General features: G+C 34.2%; 15 protein-coding genes and 1 pseudogene. 11 read left to right on the top strand and 5 right to left on the bottom strand.

The window, feature by feature from the left end:
- Positions 1 to 28 precede the first annotated feature (28 nt).
- The 3 genes from RA0C_RS05320 to RA0C_RS05310 form a co-directional block, all read right to left on the bottom strand.
- Positions 29 to 907: an SDR family oxidoreductase gene (locus RA0C_RS05320; RefSeq protein WP_004917393.1), complete on the bottom strand. Its 879-nt coding sequence runs from the start codon at positions 905 to 907 to the stop codon at positions 29 to 31.
- 107 nt (positions 908 to 1,014) lie between these two features.
- Positions 1,015 to 3,939, bottom strand: a complete 2,925-nt coding sequence (locus tag RA0C_RS05315) for a M16 family metallopeptidase (protein WP_013446934.1) — start codon at positions 3,937 to 3,939, stop codon at positions 1,015 to 1,017.
- A 37-nt stretch (positions 3,940 to 3,976) separates the two neighbouring features.
- The gene (locus RA0C_RS05310) at positions 3,977 to 5,314 is read right to left on the bottom strand and encodes a dihydroorotase (protein WP_004917396.1); all 1,338 of its coding nucleotides are present in this window, start codon (positions 5,312 to 5,314) and stop codon (positions 3,977 to 3,979) included.
- 143 nt (positions 5,315 to 5,457) lie between these two features.
- Between RA0C_RS05310 and RA0C_RS10560 the strand changes: the two genes are divergently transcribed.
- The 11 genes and pseudogenes from RA0C_RS10560 (at position 5,458) to RA0C_RS05260 (ending at position 15,880) form a co-directional block, all read left to right on the top strand.
- Positions 5,458 to 5,994 (top strand): acyltransferase family protein, encoded by a 537-nt coding sequence (locus RA0C_RS10560; protein WP_231919860.1) that lies wholly within the window; start codon positions 5,458 to 5,460, stop codon positions 5,992 to 5,994.
- Positions 5,991 to 6,533 carry an acyltransferase gene (locus RA0C_RS10555; RefSeq protein WP_014411273.1) on the top strand — a complete coding sequence of 181 codons (543 nt, stop codon included), beginning with the start codon at positions 5,991 to 5,993 and terminating at the stop codon, positions 6,531 to 6,533. The genes RA0C_RS10560 and RA0C_RS10555 overlap by 4 nt, the downstream gene beginning before the upstream one ends.
- Complete coding sequence (locus RA0C_RS05300; protein ID WP_013446933.1) at positions 6,534 to 7,700, top strand: glycosyltransferase; 1,167 nt, start codon at positions 6,534 to 6,536, stop codon at positions 7,698 to 7,700.
- Positions 7,701 to 7,712: 12 nt separating this feature from the next.
- On the top strand, positions 7,713 to 8,633 hold the full coding sequence (locus tag RA0C_RS05295; RefSeq protein ID WP_013446932.1) for a glycosyltransferase family A protein: 921 nt from the start codon (positions 7,713 to 7,715) through the stop codon (positions 8,631 to 8,633).
- A gap of 4 nt (positions 8,634 to 8,637) precedes the next feature.
- Positions 8,638 to 10,151: pseudogene (locus tag RA0C_RS05290) on the top strand (MBOAT family O-acyltransferase).
- Between the two features lie 5 nt (positions 10,152 to 10,156).
- Positions 10,157 to 11,089, top strand: coding sequence for a hypothetical protein (locus RA0C_RS05285; RefSeq protein ID WP_014411271.1), 933 nt, complete (start codon positions 10,157 to 10,159; stop codon positions 11,087 to 11,089).
- A 2-nt stretch (positions 11,090 to 11,091) separates the two neighbouring features.
- Positions 11,092 to 12,240 carry a glycosyltransferase gene (locus RA0C_RS05280; RefSeq protein ID WP_004917408.1) on the top strand — a complete coding sequence of 383 codons (1,149 nt, stop codon included), beginning with the start codon at positions 11,092 to 11,094 and terminating at the stop codon, positions 12,238 to 12,240.
- A gap of 211 nt (positions 12,241 to 12,451) precedes the next feature.
- Positions 12,452 to 13,009 (top strand): serine O-acetyltransferase, encoded by a 558-nt coding sequence (locus tag RA0C_RS05275; RefSeq protein ID WP_004917409.1) that lies wholly within the window; start codon positions 12,452 to 12,454, stop codon positions 13,007 to 13,009.
- A 133-nt stretch (positions 13,010 to 13,142) separates the two neighbouring features.
- Positions 13,143 to 13,826, top strand: a complete 684-nt coding sequence (locus RA0C_RS05270; protein WP_004917412.1) for a carbonic anhydrase — start codon at positions 13,143 to 13,145, stop codon at positions 13,824 to 13,826.
- A gap of 11 nt (positions 13,827 to 13,837) precedes the next feature.
- Positions 13,838 to 14,134, top strand: coding sequence for a hypothetical protein (locus tag RA0C_RS05265; RefSeq protein ID WP_004917413.1), 297 nt, complete (start codon positions 13,838 to 13,840; stop codon positions 14,132 to 14,134).
- 141 nt (positions 14,135 to 14,275) lie between these two features.
- Positions 14,276 to 15,880, top strand: coding sequence for a SulP family inorganic anion transporter (locus RA0C_RS05260; protein ID WP_013446930.1), 1,605 nt, complete (start codon positions 14,276 to 14,278; stop codon positions 15,878 to 15,880).
- 125 nt (positions 15,881 to 16,005) lie between these two features.
- Here RA0C_RS05260 and RA0C_RS05255 read toward each other — a convergent pair whose 3' ends face one another.
- Positions 16,006 to 17,073, bottom strand: coding sequence for an acyltransferase family protein (locus tag RA0C_RS05255; RefSeq protein WP_013446929.1), 1,068 nt, complete (start codon positions 17,071 to 17,073; stop codon positions 16,006 to 16,008).
- 10 nt (positions 17,074 to 17,083) lie between these two features.
- Positions 17,084 to 21,130 (bottom strand): T9SS type A sorting domain-containing protein, encoded by a 4,047-nt coding sequence (locus tag RA0C_RS05250; RefSeq protein WP_004918134.1) that lies wholly within the window; start codon positions 21,128 to 21,130, stop codon positions 17,084 to 17,086.
- Positions 21,131 to 21,305: the final 175 nt, after the last annotated feature.

Here is a 21,305-nt window from a genome sequence, read left to right as displayed (position 1 = left end):
TACATTATTATAAATTAAGATTTGAGTATTATTTACCCTTTTTCGCCTTTATCATTATTTCTAGGGCGTCCCACATTTCGGCAGGGATTTGTTCTAACATATTAAATTCCCCAGCACCCTGTAGCCACTCGCCACCGTCTATGGTAATTACTTCTCCATTGATGTAAGCTGAAAAATCAGAAACCAAATAAGCCGCAAGGTTTGCTAACTCTTGGTGTTCGCCCACTCTTCTTAGAGGAACATTTTTTCTCATATCAAACTTCTCAGCAAGGTCTCCTGGGAGTAAGCGTTCCCATGCTCCTTTGGTAGGGAAAGGTCCTGGAGCTATCGCATTAAATCTAATACCGTACTTTGCCCATTCTACAGCAAGGCTTCTTGTCATTGCCAATACACCTGCCTTTGCACAAGCTGAAGGCACCACATAGCCAGAGCCTGTCCAAGAATAAGTGGTAACAATATTAAGTACAGTTCCTTTTTGTTTTTCTTCAATCCAATGCTTGCCGATAGATAGGGTGCAGTTTTTAGTCCCTTTTAATACAATATCAATAATAACATCAAAGGCATTGGCAGATAGCCTTTCGGTAGGCGAGATAAAGTTCCCCGCAGCATTATTTACTAAAATATCTATCTTTCCGAAAGTTTTTAGGGCTTCTGCTTTCATTGCTTCCACTTCATCGTAATTTCTGACATCACAAGCGAGTGGTAACACTGTACCGCCAGTGGCATTTTCTAGTTCTGTAGCTGTGTTTTTTAGTTTGTCTAAATCTCTAGAAGTAATGACTACTTTAGCCCCTAATTCTAAGAAATATTTTGACATGGCTTTTCCTAATCCGCTACCGCCACCTGTTACAATGGCTACTTTATCTTTAAGAGCATTCTCTCTGAGCATAGAATCTGTATAGTTCATTTTGAATTAATTTAGGTCTAAAGTTAAATAAAATCTTTTAGAGTAAAGGACAAAAAAAGCCGAAACAATTATGTTTCGACTTCTTTTGCCTTAAACGGAGGATTGGTTTAGTATCCGAAGATTTCTTCCAAACTTAGCTTTTTAAGTTCGCCTAATTTCTTCATATCATCCTCTTTAACCTTATCTTTAGACGCTACGACAGCATAAGTGTAAGGTTGGTTAGCAAGATAATTTTGGTGGAAATTTTTTAAATCTGCAAAGCTAATTTTATCAACAGTTTGGTAGATAGTTTTTCTAATATCCTCTTTTAATCCTAGTCTTTGAGCTTCCAAATAATTAAAGATGATACCGTCTTGTGTAATGCGTTCGGTTTCTATATCTTTTTTGGTTTGTCCTTTAGCTAGGTTGAGGTTTTCTGGAAGTTCTGGGAGTTTGTTAAGTAGCTCATTCATAGAAGTAGTTGCCTCGTTGAACTTGTCCGATTGGCTACCTACATATCCTAATAAAGTGTACTTCTCTTCTTTTTTGCTTGGCTGAACATAGTAAGCAAAGGTGCTGTAAGCTAAAGCTTTACTCTCTCTAATGGTTTGGAACACAATGGCACCCATACCACCACCAAAGTAATTATTGAATACCTTTACTAATGCGGTTTTGTTAGGGTCGTAGAGGTCTGTATTTCTAATCCATCTAGTTTCAGCTTGAACCATATCATAGTCAGCAAATAAAACTTGATTTCTATCCTGTTTTACTTGTGTAAATACCTTCGTAGGGGTTGGTTTTGCCAAAGTGCTTGGCATCTTGTGGAGTTTACTCAATTTGTTTACAAGTACATTTAGTTTTTCAGGACCGTAGTAAATAATGGTCTGCTCGTAGTTGTTGAGTTGTTTAATTCTCGCCACAAGTTCATCAGCGGTGATTTTGTTAAGTTCATCGTCTGAAAGCACATAGTTGAATTTGTTGTCCGCTCCATAAGTCGCATAGCTAGTAAGCCCTTGTAAGATAGCATTTTTGTTAAGTTTAGCATCTTTTCTACCTTTCATAAGCCTAGCTTTTAGGTTGGTAAGGGCAATTTCATCAGGTTTAGCGTTAAGAACTAAATCTTCGTATAGGCTCACGGCTTGGTCGAAGTTTTCTTGTAAACCTTCTATTGTAACGGTAGTATATTCCTCTCCTGTAGATACTTTAAAGCTACTAGCGATTCTGTAAAACTCTTTAGAAATAGCTTCGGAAGATTTCTTATCTGTTCCTAAAAACTGAATGTATTGTGAAGCGATAGATTGCTTTAAATCGTTAAGACTTCCTATCTTATAACGATACATCAATCTGAAAAGACTATTGTCTTGGTTAGGCACATAAAGCACTTCTGCTTGTGCAAGTTTAGACTTTTTAAGGTCTTTGTTATAGTCTAAAAATACAGGTTTAGAACTATTGCTCGGCATAGAAGCAACCATCTTCACAAAATCACTTTGTTTGTCAGCATTGGTTTCTACTGGAGTGATTTCAGGTTTTTCTATCTTGATGCTTTCAGATTTTTCACCTTTTCTTTTGAGTACTGCAACATAGTTGTTCCCTAAATATTTGTTAGCGAAATCTACCACTTGCTGTTTTGTGATTTTAGAAAGGTTGTTAACATAAGCCACTTGGTCTTTCCAGTCTAATTCGGAAGTGAAGGCGTCCATTAGAACACTAGCACGGTCGCCATAGTTTTCAGAATCTTTGATTTTCATCTTCTTCATATTATTTACGATAGAAGTGATGAGCTGCTCATCAAAGTTTCCTTTTTTCAGGTTGTCAATTTCGTTAAGTACCAAATCTTTTACTTCTTCTAAAGATTGTCCAGAGGTAGGTTTAGCACTAATGTAAAGTACACCGTGGTCTATAAGCAAAAAAGAGAACGCTCCTGCGGAAAGAAGTTTTTGTTTTTTCACAAGGTTGAGGTCTAGTAGTCCTGCTTTACCATTGGTTAAAATCTGTCCTACCAAATCAGCTAACAGAACATCTTTGTCTTTATTACCTGGAAGACGGAAGCCCATAGTAAGACCTTCTGCATCAGGACCTACAATCTCTTTAATAATAGGCTGATTGGTAGGTGTTTCTGGAGAGAAAGTGTACTTAGGTACAGGGCTATATTTCATATAACCAAAACTTTGGTCTATTTTCTTAATCACTTCGTCTGGGTTAAAATCTCCCGACATAATGATGCCCATATTGTTAGGCACATAGTAAGTGTTAAAATATTTTCTAATCTCTACTAAAGAAGGGTTTTTAAGGTGTTCCACAGTACCGATAGTGGTTTGCTTACCGTAGTTGTGGTTTTTAAACAAGTTAGCGAAAAGAGTTTCAAAAACTTTATCGCCATCACTGTCTAGGCTTCGGTTTTTCTCCTCGTAAACTGCTTCCAACTCGGTATGGAATATCCTTAAAATAGGATTTCTAAATCTTTCCGCTTGTACCTTTAAATATTTGTCCAATGAACTGCTAGGTACATCATCTGTGTAAACCGTCTGTTCAAAACTTGTAAAGGCATTTGTGTTTTGAGCTCCCATAGCAGACATCATTTTGTCGTACTCGTTGGCAATGGCAAACTTGGCAGCTACTCCAGAAATAGAGTCTATTTTTCGGTAGATGGCTTTTCTTTTAACCTCATCAGTTGTTTTGTTGTACTGTTCGTACAAAGCATCTATTTTGTCAAGCTCTACTTTTTCTTTTGCCCAGTCTAACGAGCCGTATTTATCAGTTCCTTTAAACATCATATGTTCTAGGTAATGAGCTAGACCTGTGTTGGTAGCTGGGTCTGTTTTACTTCCCGCTTTTATCGCAATGTAGCATTGGATTCTAGGGTCTTTAGGCGTAGGGCTAAGAATTACAGTCAGTCCGTTTTTTAGAGTGTAGAAACGGGCTTTCATTGGGTCGCTGGTAACATACTTGTAGTCGTATCCAGCAGACGAAGCACTTTTCCATTTGTAATTTTGGGCAAATACCCCTAACGATAGGAAAAGCATCAAAAGGATAAATGATTTTTTCAATCTCATAATGAATAATTTAGTTTTATTGTTTTTTTATTAAAGTTTAGTTTCTATCAAATAAAAGTCTTTCTCCGTATTTATTAGAGGAAACTTCTCCATTATGATAAGCCAAATGCCCATTAACAAAGGTGTGAGTGATTTGGGAATGAAAGGTTTCGCCTTCTAACGGACTCCATCCACAATGATAAAGTATATTTTCTTTTGAAACTGTTTGTTCAGCGTTTAAATCTACCAAGACTAAATCTGCCTTATAGCCCTCTCTTATAAAGCCTCTCTTTTCTATTTGGAAAATGATGGCTGGATTGTGGCACATCTTCTCCACAATGGTTTCTAGACTTACCTTTCCTTTTTTATGGTACTCTAACATCGTTTGCAAAGAGTGCTGTACAAGAGGTGCTCCCGAAGGGCATTGTGTGTAAGGTTTTTGTTTTTCGTCTAAGGTATGTGGGGCGTGGTCTGTTGCTATCACATCTATTCTACCATCAAGCAGCGCTTCCCATAAGCCGTCTTTATCTTGTTGAGTTTTAACGGCAGGATTCCATTTGATAAGACTACCTTTAGTTTCATAATCTTCGTTAGTAAAATGAAGGTGATGCACACAAACTTCTGAAGTTATTTTTTTGTCTTTTAGAGGAGCCATATTATCTAATAATATGGTCTCTTTAGCGGTTGATAAATGGTAAATATGTAGTCTTGCTCCTGTTTTTTGAGCGAGTTCTACAGCTTTAGCTGATGAAATAAAACAAGCCTCTTCGCTCCTGATGAGGTGATGGTATTTTACAGGAATATCATCGCCAAATTTGGTTTTGTAGTCTTCTGTATTTTTACGAATGGTAGTTTCGTCTTCACAATGTACACAAATAGGCATCTTAACTTTAGAGAAAATCTCCTCTAAAATTTCTGGATTATCCACCAACATATTTCCTGTGGAAGAACCTAAGAAAAGTTTTATGGCAGCTACATTTTTAGGGTTGGTTTTTAGGACTTCGTCTAAATTGTCATTAGTTCCACCCATAGAGAAAGAGTAGTTGGCGTGGGAAGTTTGCGAAGCTATCTGATATTTATTTTCTAAAAGTTCTTGTGTAACCGCATTAGGAACGGTGTTGGGCTGTTCTATAAAACTCGTAACACCTCCAGCAACGGCAGCACGGCTTTCTGTTTCAATAGTTCCTTTATGGGTAAGCCCAGGCTCTCTAAAGTGGACTTGGTCGTCTATTACCCCAGGTAGAAGGTATAGGCCTTTAGCATCTATGATTTGGTAGGCTTCGGTTTCTGATATTGAGGGGGCTATCTTAGTGATAAAACTATTCTCGATAAGAATATCTGATTGAAAAATTTGGTTTTCATTGACGACTTGAGCGTTTTTAATGAGTACTTTCATTTTGGTAAAATTACTTTTTAGGATTCATTAGAGCGTAAATTTATTTATTATTTTATAAATAAACAAAGTATGAACTTAACTTGTTAAAAAAACATAATTACTTTGTTTATCTTTGCCGAAAATTATAGAGTGGATAATTTCTAATGAATAATAATAAACTTTTTTTTCCTGCCCTTACAGGATATCGAGCAATAGCTGCTTGGATGATTTTTATATACCATTTTTTCCCATTTAAAAATGAATCACATTCTTACCCAAAATGGATAGCTAATATTGTATGGGAATTTCATATAGGAGTGGATATGTTCTTTGTATTGAGTGGGTTTCTAATAACTTATAGATATTTTAATGAAAACCCTATAGATTTCAAGAAGTATATGGTAAATAGATTTGCAAGGATATATCCCATGTATTTTTTGATTACAGTAGGGGTTTTTATAAGTGGCTATCTTACTTCTGGTATTTGGACTCAAGAAAAAACAATAGAGGCTCTGTTGAGCTTTACAATGACAAAGGCATTTTTTAAAGAATATTTTTTAGGAGGAGTGGCACAAGGGTGGACGCTTACTTTAGAAGAAATGTTTTATGTAACAGCACCGTTTTATTTTATTTTAATTAGAAAAAGAAAATTTGGCTCTATTTATTGCCAATTTTTATTTTCATTTTTGGTTTTGGAATGAAGGAATTTTTTTCTAACTTTTCCAATCTAGGAGGTTTCTTACAAAAGAATATAGCTACTTATATTATAGAGTTTTTTGTAGGAATAGGTTTAGCCTTGTTGGTTAGTAAACAAAGTAAAAGTATACATATATTAAAAGATAAGGTTACTTATGTAGGGATAGGTTTTATACTCGTATATCTTATAGGAATGCAGTATTTCCGTGCGATTTTCGACTTAAAGTATGATCCCGCTGTGTTTGTCTCTATGGGAGCTTTATCTTTATTAGGAATAGCGCCTCTGTTATGGGGGCTTATCCATGAAAGAACCTTTATTAGTAAAATTTTATCTGCTCCTTTTATGGTGTTACTGGGAAAAAGCTCATATATATTCTATTTAATTCATAAAGGTTTTATCCCAATATTTATCAATAATAATATTTGGAGCAATAAGTTATTTATTTTTGTTGTCTTAAATATTATATCAATTGTACTGTTCAAGTATATTGAAGAACCTGTGAACTTATGGATTAGAAAGTACTACAGTAAAAATAATAATTAGATGATTAATAATAAATCACAAAAAATAAAAGTATTATTTAGGCTTAGATCTTTAGAGATGGGAGGGGTGCCACGAGTGGTTTTGGATTTGTTGAGAAACCTTCCTAAGGATAAGTTTGATTTGGCTTTAATGCTTAATTTGTATCAAGGCGAATTGGTCTCCGAAATACCTAAAGATATTAGGCTTATCGTTGTGGAAAAAGGGAGAGAGCAGATGTCTCAAAATGCTTTTGTTCAAAAAATACAACTGGGACTAAGGCGATTGAAGTTAGAATTCTACGATAAATTTCCGAGTTTGCTTTATGCTTTTAAAGTAAAGGAAGAGTACGATATAGAAGTATCGCCGGGCTATGCGGAATTTGAGATGGTGCTTAATTCCCCTAATAAAAAATCTAAAAAGGTAGGGTGGTTCCACACTGATGTTAGCTACGATAAAGATGAGGCAAGGGTAAAAAAACGCATTGATTTGATGAAGAGGTTTGACTGGATGATTTTTGGGGCTGCACAAACCAGACAGGTGATAGAAGATTTGTATGGTGTAACTTACCCAAAGAGTTCGGTTATTTACAATGTCATTAAAATCAATGAAGCGAGAGAAAAAGCAGAGGCTTTTAAAGTAAATTTTGATGTCCGTCCGTGCTTTACCTCAATTGGAAGGTTGCATAGTAGAAAAGGTTATCATACTTTAATAAAAGTTCATAAACGATTGATAGACGAAGGGTTGCTACACTCTATTGCCGTTATAGGTGGAGGAAATGAAATGGAAAATCTGAAAAATCAAGCTAAAGAACTATCCGTAGAAAAAACTTTTTTACTTTTGGATACTCAAAAAAATCCTTGGCCTTATGTTAAAGCGTCGGATTATTTTGTGCTACCGTCTCAATCGGAGAGTTATCCGCTAACGATAGGTGAAGTTATGGCTTTAGGGAAACCAATAATTTCTACTAATGTAGGAGGCATACCCGAGATGATAGATGATGGGAAAGACGGCATTTTAGTTAATTACAATGAAAATGAACTTTTTGAAGCAATGAAAGCATTCCTTACTAATACAGAGTTGGTGGAGAAAATTAAGAAAGGAACATTAGGGGCTGATGAAAAGTTTGATGAGAAAAAGATATATGCTCAAGTTACGGAAGTGTTTGAGAGATTGGTAGCTACCAAGTAAATGCATTTAAAAATGAACAACGATATAAAAATTACGATAGTTACGCCAACCTATAACCGCGCTCACACTTTGCCACGGGTGTTTAATTCTTTAAAAAAGCAGAGTTTTTTAGGCTTTAAGTGGTTGATTATGGACGATGGTTCTACCGATAACACTAAAGAAGTGGTGGAAGGATTTAAGGAAGAAAGTCCGTTTGAGATAGAGTATTGCTATCAGCCTAACCAGCATAAGTTTTTAACGGTGTTAGATGGTATAAAGAAGGTTACTACACCTTACCATATGGTGGTAGATTCTGATGATTCTTACCCTGATGATGCTTTGGAAGTTCTCCTTAATGAGGTGGAAGCCATTAACAATCCTGAAGAGTACATTGGTGTGATGGGACTTTCCGTAGATGAAAGTGGAAAAATAGTGGGCGATGAATATCCTCACGGTGGGTTTGACGGAAGTATTTTCGATATGCGTTATAAGTACAAGGTTAGAGGAGATAAATTTGGAATTTTTATTACACCAACTTACCACCGCCAAATTCTTGGGAAGGATTATAGCTCCTACAAAGGGAAAGGCTACATTCCGCAATCGGTAATTTTTAACGAGTATGATGCTAAAGGAATTAAAACAAGGTTTATTAATAAAGTGGTGAGGGTTTATCACAAAGACGAAGATGACGCTGCCTCCGTCTCTAATACCAGATGGACGGGAAAGAATGTTTATGGTTTAAAGGAAGGGCATTTGTCTTTTCTCAATAGCTATGGAGGGAGGTTATTGGCGTATCCTAAAGCATTACTAAGGAATATTGTAGGCTATCAGTACTATTCATTTAAAAATGGAAGTTCTTTTAGAAATATCTTGATGGATATTCAACCGTCTCTAATCAAGGTGTTAAGTTGGGGACTTTTACCCTTTAGTTTTTTGTATCATAAAGTGAGATAGTTTTATGCTTTTTAACTCAATAGAATTTGCGATATTTTTACCGATAGTTTTTATACTTTATTGGTTTGTATTTCATAGAAATATAAAACTGCAAAACTTTTTTATAGTAGTTGTAAGTTATGTTTTTTATGGTTGGTGGGATTGGCGTTTTCTTTTTCTTATCCTATTTAGTACAATCTTAGACTATTCTTTAGGAAGATTACTGGCATTAGATGAGAAGCCTAAAAAACGAAAGATGTATCTTATCATTAGTGTGATAATTAACTTAGGGTTTTTAGGATTCTTTAAGTATTGTAACTTTTTTATAGATAACTTTATAGCAGCATTTACTTTTTTTGGACAAAAACCATCTATTCATACACTTAATATTTTGCTTCCTGTGGGGATTAGTTTTTATACTTTCCAAACATTAAGCTATACCATAGATGTGTATAAGAAAAAATTGGAGCCAACCAAAGATTTCATAGCATTTAGTGCCTTTGTGAGTTTTTTCCCGCAGTTAGTAGCAGGACCTATTGAGAGAGCCACGCACCTGTTACCTCAATTTTATAAAAAGAGGGAATTTGATTACACTAAGGCGGTGGACGGTATGCGTCAAATTCTTTGGGGGCTATTTAAGAAAATGGTAATAGCGGATAACTGTGCGGTTTATGCTAATCAGATTTTTGCGAGTTCAGATACCTCTTCGGGAAGTACGCTAGTGCTTGGAGCTATATTTTTCACCTTTCAAATCTACGGAGATTTTTCTGGCTATTCGGATATTGCCATAGGTACTTCTCGCTTATTTGGATTTGATTTGATGAAGAACTTTGCTTATCCTTATTTTTCTCGTGATGTAGCAGAATTTTGGAGACGCTGGCACATTTCTCTTTCTACGTGGTTTAGAGATTATCTGTACATTCCTTTGGGCGGGAGCAAGGGCGGAAATTGGATGAGAATTAGAAATACCTTCATTATTTTCTTGGTGAGTGGATTTTGGCACGGAGCAAATTGGACCTTTATTGCTTGGGGATTTCTAAATGCCCTTTTCATAATGCCGTCCATTATATTGAAAACGAATAGAAATAATATAGAAGTGGTGGCTCACGATAGACTGTTACCTTCTTTAAGAGATGTTTTTAATATGCTTACTACCTTTGGATTGATGGTTTTTGCGTGGATTTTTTTCAGAGCAGAAAGTATGGCTCATGCTATTTCTTATGTTACTAACATATTTCAACCATCATTATTCAGTTTTCCTAGTCTTAATAAGGCGGCATTAGCTACTCTGATTCTAGTTGGCTTTTTATTGATAATGGAATGGCAAGGACGAAGAGGAGCGTTTGCATTAGAAAAATTCTTAACAAACGAAATAAAAGTAGGAATAAAGTATCCACAAAAGCTCACCAATATTGTCTTTTTTAAAATAGGGGGGGTAATTTACTGATTGTGAGATGGTTATTTTATTCTTTTCTCCTTCTTTTAATCGGTCTATTTATGCAGACTAACGAGACACCATTTATTTATTTTCAGTTTTAATAGATATGAAATCATTTATAAAAAAGATTATATTTTTCTCCGTTTTTGGAAGTGTGTTCTATGTAGTAGTTTTGCCAATATGGAGCCAGATAATGCCACCATTTATGGCTAAGAATGTGAGAAACTGTGTGGGGTGCTATGGTCATTTGTTTTCCAGAACCAGAGATGTTGGCAATCTAGAAAAAAGTCCAGATATTTTATTTTTAGGGTCATCACACGCTTATCGAGGTTTTGATACTAGGGTATTTAGTAAAAATGGTATTTCTTCATTTAATTTAGGTTCTAGTTCGCAATCACCTATTAACACGCAGGTGTTACTCAAGCAATATTTGGATAGGATAAAACCTAAAATGATAGTTTACGAAGTGTATGCAGGAACGCTTTCGGCTGATGGTGTAGAGTCTTCTTTGGATATGTTAAGTAACAATAAAATAGATGTTAATGCTATTGAAATGGTACGGCGTACTAGGCACTTAGCAGTTTTTAATACAGCTATTTATGGTTTATATAGACAAATATTAGGTTTAAATAAAACATTTTCTGAACCAAGTATACAGAATGATGATGTTTATGTGCAGGGAGGTGGTTTTGTGGAAACAAAGTTTAGAAAAAATCCAATGCTAGAAGAAGCAAAAGGCAAGTGGGAACTTAACCCTAAACAAATTGAGGCTCTGAAGGAAAACTTAGACTATATCAAGAAAAGAAATATACCCTATATTTTAGTTCAAGCCCCCATTACTAAGAAACTTTATGAGTCTAAAACTAATAATAAATCTGTGGATAGTCTTCTATCAACTATGGGGACTTATAAGAATTTTTATGGCGAATTACCTTTAAACGATACTATAGACTTTTACGACAGTAATCATCTTAACCAAGAGGCGGTCGTTAAGTTTAACGAAAGTTTTATTACTTATTTAAAAACCTTAAAAAGATAGATATGAGTGATGGAAAAAAGAAACTTCTCATTCGTATAGGTTCATTGAGACATGGTGGAGCGGAGAAGGTACTGGTAACTTTTCTTAAAAACCTTCCGCCAGATAAGTATGAGGTGGACTTGTTACTCAATTTATACTCGGGGAAATATCTATCGGAAGTTCCTAGTTGGGTTAATGTTTTATATCTAAACAAAGGGGAAATGATAACCACTAATCGTTTGCAGGATATTCCTCAAAAAGCGTTTAGAGTTATTTATCAAGGAATACTAAAAAAGTTTCCAAAATTACTGTATCATTTTATTCTCAAAGGTAAAAAGTATGATATTGAATTAGCTGCCATACACGGTTTTAGAGATGAGGTGTTAAATTCGCCGTTGAAACAATCTAAGAAAATCATTTGGATACATAATGATTTAAGAAAAATCGAATTTCACAATTATACAGATGCTGAAATTAGAAAGTTTTTTGGATACGATAAGATTATGGTCATATCCGAGCATATACAGAAAGACTTTGACGGTTTAGCCCAAAGCGAGACAGAAAAAAATAAAATCATTAGGGTTTATAATCCAGTAGACACACAAGAAATTCTTAATAAAAGTGAGCTAGGGAAATTATCACACACAAATCTGCCTACCTTTGTATCCGTGGGTACAGTGTTTCCACAAAAGGGGTTTGATAGACTTCTCAAAGTACACAAAAGGCTTTTGGATGAAGGTCTGCCACATCTTGTGAAGATTATAGGGGATGGCTATGATTTTGATAATATCCAAAAACTCAAAACAGAACTTAGAATAGATAGCACGGCGGAGATGCTAGGCTTTACAGATAACCCATATCCGTATTTCAAAAATGCCGATTTCTATATTTTAAGTTCGAGGTACGAGGGCTATCCTACCGTGTTGTTTGAAGCGATTACTTTGAGAAAGAATATTATCGCAACAGATGTTTCTGGGGTTAGAGAGATGCTCTTAGATGGAGAGCTAGGATTTATTGTAGATAATTCAGAAGAAGGTATTTACCAAGGAATGAAAAAGGCACTTACCAATCCACAGTATTTTCAAACCTATCAAGAAAAACTAAAAGATTACCAAATGCCATTCAATCTTACCAATTCTGTGGAGAAGATAATGCAAATCTTAGATAGTTAGAGCCGCTTTTTTTATTAGGGCGTGCCCCTAGTCCTTGCAGTGGCTTAGGCTCGGGTCGGTCTTCGGGCAGTCGCTATCTTATAAAATCGAAGGCTGATTCCTTTCATTTTTTATAAGATGAGCTCCCACAATGCCTTTCGCCCTCACGCACGGTCTAGATATTATAGAGATATTTCTCTATCTTTGCCATAAGTTTATCAAGCGGACTTAGATGAATTACACTACTATACAAAAAGACTTCTACCGAGAGAGTGGAAAGTGGCTTTCTGGGATTCAGGTTTTGAAAAAATGCTTCAGCCCTAATCTGCATTATATTTATTGGTTTCGTAAAGCACAGAAATATAGAAGTACTCCTTTTTTAGGGTTTATTGTACGATTTATTCTTAGGCACTATCAAATAAAATATGGTTTTCAGATTTATCCTGAAACTCAAATAGGCGAAGGTTTTTATTTGGGACATTGGGGAGCGGTGGTTATCAATCCGAAAACCATTATTGGTAAAAATTGCAATATAGCACAAGGGGTTACCATAGGTCAGCAGAACCGAGGCAAAAAGCAGGGCGTGCCTACCATTGGAGATGAAGTTTGGATTGGGGCTAATGCTGTAATTGTGGGTGGGATAACTATAGGGAATAACGTCCTTATAGCCCCTAATGCGTATGTGAATACCGATGTATCTAGTGGTTCTGTAGTTATAGTTATGGGGAATCCAGCACAAATTATCCCTAACGACCAAGCAACGGAGGGTTATATTAACCATAAAGTTTAATTATAAAAAGTGTTAAAAAATACTTTAATTGGTTCAAAAACATTATATTTGCATAATTCTTGATACCCTAGGGTGTTGACGATAGTTTGAAAATTATTCAAAACGAGGAGACTAATTTTAAAATTTATATATTATGCCAAATTCGTATCAAGTAATTTTCGAAAACAACAAAAAGTGGGTAGAAAGTAAACTGGGTGGAGATGCTGATTTTTTCAAAAATTTAGCTAAAAATCAAACTCCAGATTTTCTTTACATTGGATGTTCGGATAGTAGAGCAACGGCAGAGGAGTTAATGGGAGCTCAGCCGGGCGAAGTGTTTGTTCACAGAAATATAGCTAATGTGGTAAATACTTTAGATATGAGTTCTACAGCAGTTATACAATATGCCGTAGAACATCTTAAAGTAAAGCACATTGTGGTATGTGGGCATTATAATTGTGGAGGTGTAAAAGCTGCTATGTCTTCTCAGGATTTAGGATTGCTTAATCCTTGGTTGAGAACTATTAGAGATGTTTACAGGTTACACCAAGCGGAGCTAGACGCTATCGAAGACGAACATAAGCGTTTCGATAGATTGGTAGAGCTGAATGTTCAGGAGCAATGCATCAATGTAATTAAAATGGCGTGTGTGCAAGAAAGATACATTTTAGAGGAGTTTCCTATTGTACACGGGTGGGTGTTTGATTTAAGAACTGGTAAGTTGATAGATTTGAATCTTGATTTTGCTAAGATGCTTAAAGATATTCAAAAAATCTACAATCTAACAGATTCTGATTGGGTAATGAGTAGAAGAAATAACAAAAATCTAAACCCTTAAAAGTTTTTTAGATGAGGTTTAAAAGTATTTTATTGTTGATGATTTTCCTAAACTTTATGGCGTTACCAAGTATCGCCAAGATGTTTGGTGAAGACATTTCAATAGTTACTTTTACAATCTCTGAAGAAGAAACACAGTCTGGAGAAACCATTTCGTTTTCGGAGAAAATGATTTCGGAAGTTATGAGTTTGCAGGATTTTTCCTTGTTGTCTAGCTATAAATACGCCAGTAGAGTGTTTATAAGTTCTGATGATGCAGCTCTTCTCTCACCGTTCTTATCGGTGCATTATACGCCTCCAGAAGCATAATATTACTACTATCTCTTCTTATCTGAGGAGGTTCAGCTTGATATTTTATCAATTTTTAGTCGTTTGAAATAACGGTAAATTCTCTTAGAGAGGTTATTGGTTATTGTAGAAACGAGAGTTCTAATTATTTCAATATTTAAAATGAAAAAGACATCTTTATTAGGAGGTTTTAAAGAAAACTTTCCTTCAGGACTTGTGGTATTCTTGGTAGCATTACCATTGTGTTTAGGAATTGCATTAGCATCTGGAGCACCGCCGCTTTCTGGTATTATTTCTGGTATTATAGGTGGTATTGTGGTAGGTTATATTAGTAATTCGCATATATCAGTATCAGGACCTGCTGCTGGTTTAACAGCGATTATCCTTACAGCTATTACAGATTTAGGAGCGTTTGAGCTTTTTCTTTGCGCGGGTATTATAGCAGGTGTAATACAGTTGATTTTAGGATTTGTGCGTGCAGGTAGTATTTCTAATTATTTCCCTACTAATGTGATAGAAGGTATGCTTGCTGGTATTGGAGTTATCATTATTATGAAACAAATCCCGCACGCTTTAGGATATGATAGTGATTTTGAAGGAAATGAAACCATTTTTGACAACGGCTATAATCTTGATTCTATATCTAGCTATCTTCAAAATCTTAGCTCATCGGTGCATATGGGGGCAATTATAGTAACATTAGTTTCTCTTGCGATTCTTTTGTTGTGGGACAATGTGGCAGCACTTAGAAAACTTAAAATGTTACCAGGAGCATTAGTGGCGGTAGCGGTAGGTATTTTATTAAATGAGTTTTTCAAGGCTAGTGGAAGCTCTTTAGCGATAAGTGAAGAACATTTAGTTAATCTGCCAGTACCTCAATCTGCTGAAGATTTTAAAAATATGATTGTATTGCCTGATTTTTCAGGATTTACTAACCCCCAAATTTGGGTAGTGGGGGCTACTATAGCTATTGTAGCTTCTATAGAAACATTATTATGTATTGAAGCTGCGGATAGATTAGATAATAAAAGAAGAATTACAGATACCAACTTAGAGCTTAGAGCTCAAGGGATAGGTAATATGGTGAGTGCCTTTATTGGAGGGCTTCCAATGACTTCAGTAGTAGTTCGTTCTTCTGCTAATGCCAATGCGGGAGCTACATCTAAAGTTTCGGCTATTATACATGGCGTATTGTTATTAGTTTGTGCAATATCTATACCTGTTATCCTTAATAAGATACCTTTGGCTACTCTAGCAGCGGTACTTCTTTTAGTAGGATATAAATTAGCAAAACCATCTACAATTGCTCACTTTTGGCACAAAGGGAAGTACCAATTCATTCCTTTTATCGCTACGGTAGTTGCGGTTGTGGCTACAGACTTACTAAAAGGAGTGGGAGTAGGTATGGCGATTTCTATATTCTATATTTTACAAGGGAATATGAAAAGAGCGTACTATTTTAGTCGTGAAGACTTAGATGAAGCTGATGAGGTTACTATCAGATTAGCAGAAGAGGTGTCGTTCCTTAATAAAGCGGCTATCAAGAAGACTTTAAAAAATATAAAACCTAATTCTAAAGTAACTATAGATGCTAGAAATACTTCTTATATTACTACAGATGTGTTAGAATTGATACAAGATTTTGCTAATGTAAGAGCAAAAGAAGAAGATATAGAAGTTGTATTATTAGGGTTTAGAACATCTTATAAAGATTATGAAAAAGACCAACACTCTCATATAGAGCTTGGTCATGGTAAAGCAATTTAATTTCATTTTATAAGTTTTTCACTAGGAAGTTGGGCATTGGTTTTTATAAACTGATGCCTAATTTTTTTAATGAGGAAAATTTTAAGGATTAAGGATCTGTGTTTAAGAAATTATTTGGCTCTTAGTCATTTCCTTATCCTTTTTAGAATAGGTTTTTCTATAATAAACCAAGATAAAGATGCGGCTATAATTGTTATTAGTAAAATTATCACAAAATTATTGTGTATGGATAAGCTATTTTGAATGAAGATATTGATAATAAGCATATGATAAATGTAGATTCCATATGAAATATCTTGTCCTCTTAATAAAATATGTGATATGTTATTTTGGCTAAAAGCGAAAGATAGGATAGAGATATTTAATAATATTATAAAAGCTATTTTATAAAAAGAATGTAGATAATAATTGTTAAGATCTATATCAATATGATTCTTGCATAAAAAATATAGAAATATGAATAATGAAGTCCAAATAATACATTTTTGTTCAATAAATCGTCTAATAGTTCCCCAGTAATTGTAGAAAAATATTCCAAGCATAAAATAGAAGAGGTATTGTGATAGAGATACAAATCCCAATTTATAAATTAAAAAATTTTTATCAAAATGAGATATCCAATGGTTGAATATAATAGAAGAAGTAAAAAACATAAAGAATATAAAGAATTTGTAATTTTTATACTTTCTTACTAAAAAAAATAGAAAAGGTACAAAAAAGTAAAATTGTAGTTCTACACAGATACTCCAAAGACTAGCATTTGGAGAGCCTTCTCCAAAGAATTTTAAAAACTCTGGTGTCCAGAATTGGATGATACTTAATTGGCCTAATATCCAAGTTAAGAATATACCAAAATTACTATAAATAGTATGATTTTTATCATGAATCCACAGTACTGTGATAGTAACAAAAAGACAAAACCAAAGAGCGGGGTAGATTCTGAAGAATCTATTTTTAGCATATTTTTTTACATTTTTGGAATTTCTATCAAAAGACCAATAAATAAGGAAGCCACTAACCATAAAAAAGATTGGTACACCAGGGAATGCGAGTATAAGCTCTTTTATAAAGTTTAAAATTTCACTCTGAAAATCATACTTATAGAAAGTGTGTCTAAAAACAACCTGAATAGCAGCAAGGAGTCTAATTAGATCAAAGTTATTATGTATAGATGGAGAGATGTTATTTTCCATATAAGATTATTTACTTCTTTATAATTTTGAATGATTTTTCTATTCCATTTTTTATGTGTAGTATATACGCTCCTGATGGAAGATTAGAAAAGTCTACTTTTGATGAGTTTTCATATCCATGTTTAATAACAGCTCCGCTAGTATTTATAATTTTATATTCAAACTGTTGAATTGATATAAATACTACATCTTGTGTTGGGTTAGGATGTATGGTTATATTGTTTTTATTATCAATAAGCTTGCTTTGTTGATTGTTTATTACATGGGGGAAACTAATGTTGAATATTAAAGGTTCTTTTTCGTATTTTACACATCTGACATTTAAAGCCATATAGGGGTCAAAGTCCCTTTTTATTTGCATGGAATTAAGAATATTATCAAACAAAATGCCATTGGCGAAGCCTTTATAATGAGAAGAGAAACCTGAAGACCATACTCCTGAATAATGTTGACTAGGGTTTTGTGAGATGGGAATAGAGTTTCCTCTAAATCCTTTTATGCCAATAAAAGAATAATTGCCAATAGAATAATCAGATGGGAAGGTATACCCAATGATTTTATTGTTTAGTTTTATGGTATTTCCATTATATGAATTTATAGGAGTTTTATAATCAGCCTCACTAATTCCTTTTTTATACCAAGGGGTTGTTCCCTTTTGAAATGCAACATCACTGCTTCCTGATATTATATTTGGAATTTTCCACCCATATGGGCATGGATCAAATACAGATTTATCTCCACTATGCCCCCATCTATTATGAGCTTCATTAGGTTCATCTGAAACCCAATCTGTTCCTAGAATGTATAAATTATTATAATTACTAGGGATCATGTACGAAAGGGGATTTCTGATAGAAAATATGATATTTTTTCTTAATTTTTGGTATTTTTTGTCTGTTGATAGAATAGATTTAGAATATGTGTTATATTCAATTGTATAATCTCTTGAATAAGAATCTTTATCTATTTTGATGTATGTATTTTTATCACTCACATTATCATGTGAGCTGGTGTATATATGGTAGTTTTTTCCATCAGGGGTTTCAAAAGAAGGTAGAGGGTCTTTTCTGCCATATTGATATAGGAGCCCTCCAGATGTGGATATATTATATATTTCTTGCTCAGAAATGTTGTTAGGGTTTTGTAATGTAGGAAAGCTATTTAAAGCTCCTAAGTTTCTATCCATAAATTCAGTGGTAATAGATAGATTGTTTTGAGCGTAGTTAACATAGTTTGTGATAGTAGAGTCTATTGGCTCTGTCGTATAAGGAGGTAAAGGTTTTATATCTGTATCACTTACCCAGATATGCCAACTCCAATAAATAGGATTTTTTATACTCCTATTATGAAGTGAAATTAAAGCATTTCCAGACTGGTTAGGAGAGATCTTTACAACTATTTTAGTGTTTTTTAAATTTTCTAAGTTTGAGTTCGGTGTATTTATGCTGATATTTTGTATTAAATCTTTATTTGTAGTCCAAAAGACATTAGCTTTCAGATCTCCTAATTCTAGGATTTCATTATCAGATAAAATTTGATTATACACAGAGAAAGCTTTACTGACTGGGATTTCTATAACTTGTTCATTGTTGCTTTTAGTAACATTATATGTGTTAGGGTTATTTAGTCCCTCTTTGTATATAATCTTATTATTAGTGCTTTTGAAATATATTGTAGGAAAGTTATAGTTGTTTATATTGTACAGAGGATCTTTTATACATCTACAGGCTAAGGCATCAGAAGTTGAGTTTTTGCTTAGGGGAAAGTAGTAGAAAAGGCCATGAACATTTGGAAATCTAGGATCAACTATATATTTTTGATCTCCATCAGGTACTAATCTGAGAGATCTTGCTTCCACATGAGGAGTTTTATTACTATAATACCAACTCATCATTGTTGCTGTCCATAGATAGGTTTCGTGGGTATCAGTGTAAGACTTATTTTTAGCAATAAATCCAGTTCCAGGAAATATTCCCATATTTTTTTCATTTACATCTGTTAAATCAAAACCTATTTTATTGTAGACCTTAATTCCTTTCATATAGCTAGGAACATTTTCGTTGGTAGGCTTTATTATATGATGTTTTAACATTTCAAATGTTTTTGTTGTGATATTAGTTTTAAAGCCAAAAGGAGAGTAATCTAACCTTATGCCTAGATCTTTTGTTCCCCACCCATCACTTGTCGTATGGGATACCAAAACAGAGGGCATCCTCCAACCATTAGGACATGGGTCAAAGTATGATTTTGTTTGATATGGTTTTATTGAGCTGTCGGCATTGGCATCAATTTCATTAGATATTCCTTTTGAATTATCAGACCATAAATTCAATCGTGCTAGTCTATAGTTGGGGAAGTTTGGATTGTCGGTGTCGCCAAACCAATTATAGGGTAGGTTGGGGTTATTATTATAATTGAGATTAATGTATAATAAGCTTAGAGGATTTTGGATAGATTTGATTAGTTGATTTTTAAATTTTTGAGGAGAGGATGAATTTATTGTAAAATCATTTATTGTTTTTGCTCCATTTTGATATTTGGCGTTTGGATGTCGTACTTTACCAATAATTCCTTCAATTTCATAAAAATCATCCATGTTAGTAACAAGAGGAGGAATGGGGTCTTTTCTACCCCATTGATACAGAAGCCCCTCAGATTTTTTCCAAAGACCCTTACCGAAAGAATTGTTGGTTGAACCTAAATTTCTGTCCATCCACCCCCAGTCTTCGTCAGGAATTATTTCAGTAGATCCGTCCTCTAGTTGTCTGGCTTCAAACCCCTGCCTGTGTTTAGAACCGTTATAGGGATTGTCGGTGACCCATACATGCCAACTCCAATAGATAGGGTCTGTGGAATTACCATTCTCTCCGATATGAAAAGATATAACAGCGTTTCCTTTCCCAACGGTTTTATTAATAGGAACTTCTATAACTGATGATTGAGAGTTTCCTATTAAATTTAGTCTATAGTCTATATTTGATTTTATTAATCCTGATATATCTTCCCAGTAAACAAACGCCGACAATTTTTTATTAGTGTCATTAATGGGTTGGTTTATTCCTGTGGGGATTGATGCTGAAGCCCATATTTCATAAGCTTTTTTAACAGGGATGTATAGTCCATCATTTTCAGAATCTACATCAAAAATATAGCTGTTTGGAGCTAATTTATAATCTTTACTTACAGTAGATTCTACAGTCTCTAGATCTGAAATGTATATGTTTTTTTCATATCTTATACTTGTATTTACATTTATAGCTTGTCTTTGTGAAGAGTTATTTGTATATGCTTTTACCTTAATATAATATTTACCCGATGGGATAAGGTAATTCTCAACTTCAGGATTTCTTGAATTTAACCAACCTTTTGCCCCATCACTCAGCCAAGAGGTTTTTGTAATTTCATTTTCAATTTCAGAATTGTCATCATTTATTTTTACAAGGTAAGTCCAACCTCTAACAAAAGAGAGGGATCTTAAATTTAATACAGCATTTGTGTTATTTGGAACAGAGAAAACTCTACTGTGGTAGTAATGATATCCTGTTGTAGTTCTACCTGCTGTAATCCAATTGCTTACACCTGATTTGTTGTTTGTTATCGGTGACGACCAACCACTCATCGCATATCTTGTGTATGGAGTAGATTTTTCTCCGTTGGAAGATACATAGTTCCAGTTATTATCAAGTTCTCCAGAATCGTTTAATGGGGAACCATTTTTATCTATGCCCGTACTCAGATTAAAATACTGTTCTTTAAGTTTATATATCTCTCTTTTGGAAGTTTCTCTTCCAAAAGCACTTTCTGTAGTTAATTTTGATATGATTTTATTAAAAGAAGAGAAATGTACAATTGGATTCTTTTCTATGGATACTATTGTCTTGACTCCATCATTAAATTCCCAATAATAAGTGTCATTATTGTCATAAGTGCTTTTAAAATGGAAAGTGCTATCATTAACGGGGATGATTTCAAATTTGGAGGATGATGGTATTTGACCATAGCTGAAAATAGCAGTAAGTAAATAAAGACAGGTTGCAAAAATGTTTGAGATTTTCATAACTAGTTTCTGACAAAAGTAAGAAAAAAAAGGATATGTGAAAAATATGTTTTTTTATTGAAAAAAGTTAGGAGAATGTTATTGTTTGAGGGTAATCTAAATGTAGATTAGATCTAAAGTTTTGCTTAATATATTGAACTTACTTAAACATAAATCTTGTATCTTTGGGGGTTTT

It is taken from the genome of Riemerella anatipestifer ATCC 11845 = DSM 15868 (assembly GCF_000252855.1).
Classification (GTDB): Bacteria; Bacteroidota; Bacteroidia; order Flavobacteriales; family Weeksellaceae; genus Riemerella; species Riemerella anatipestifera.
The sequence above is the reverse complement of the archived record's forward strand: the minus strand, read 5'-3'. Positions and strand labels throughout refer to the sequence as shown.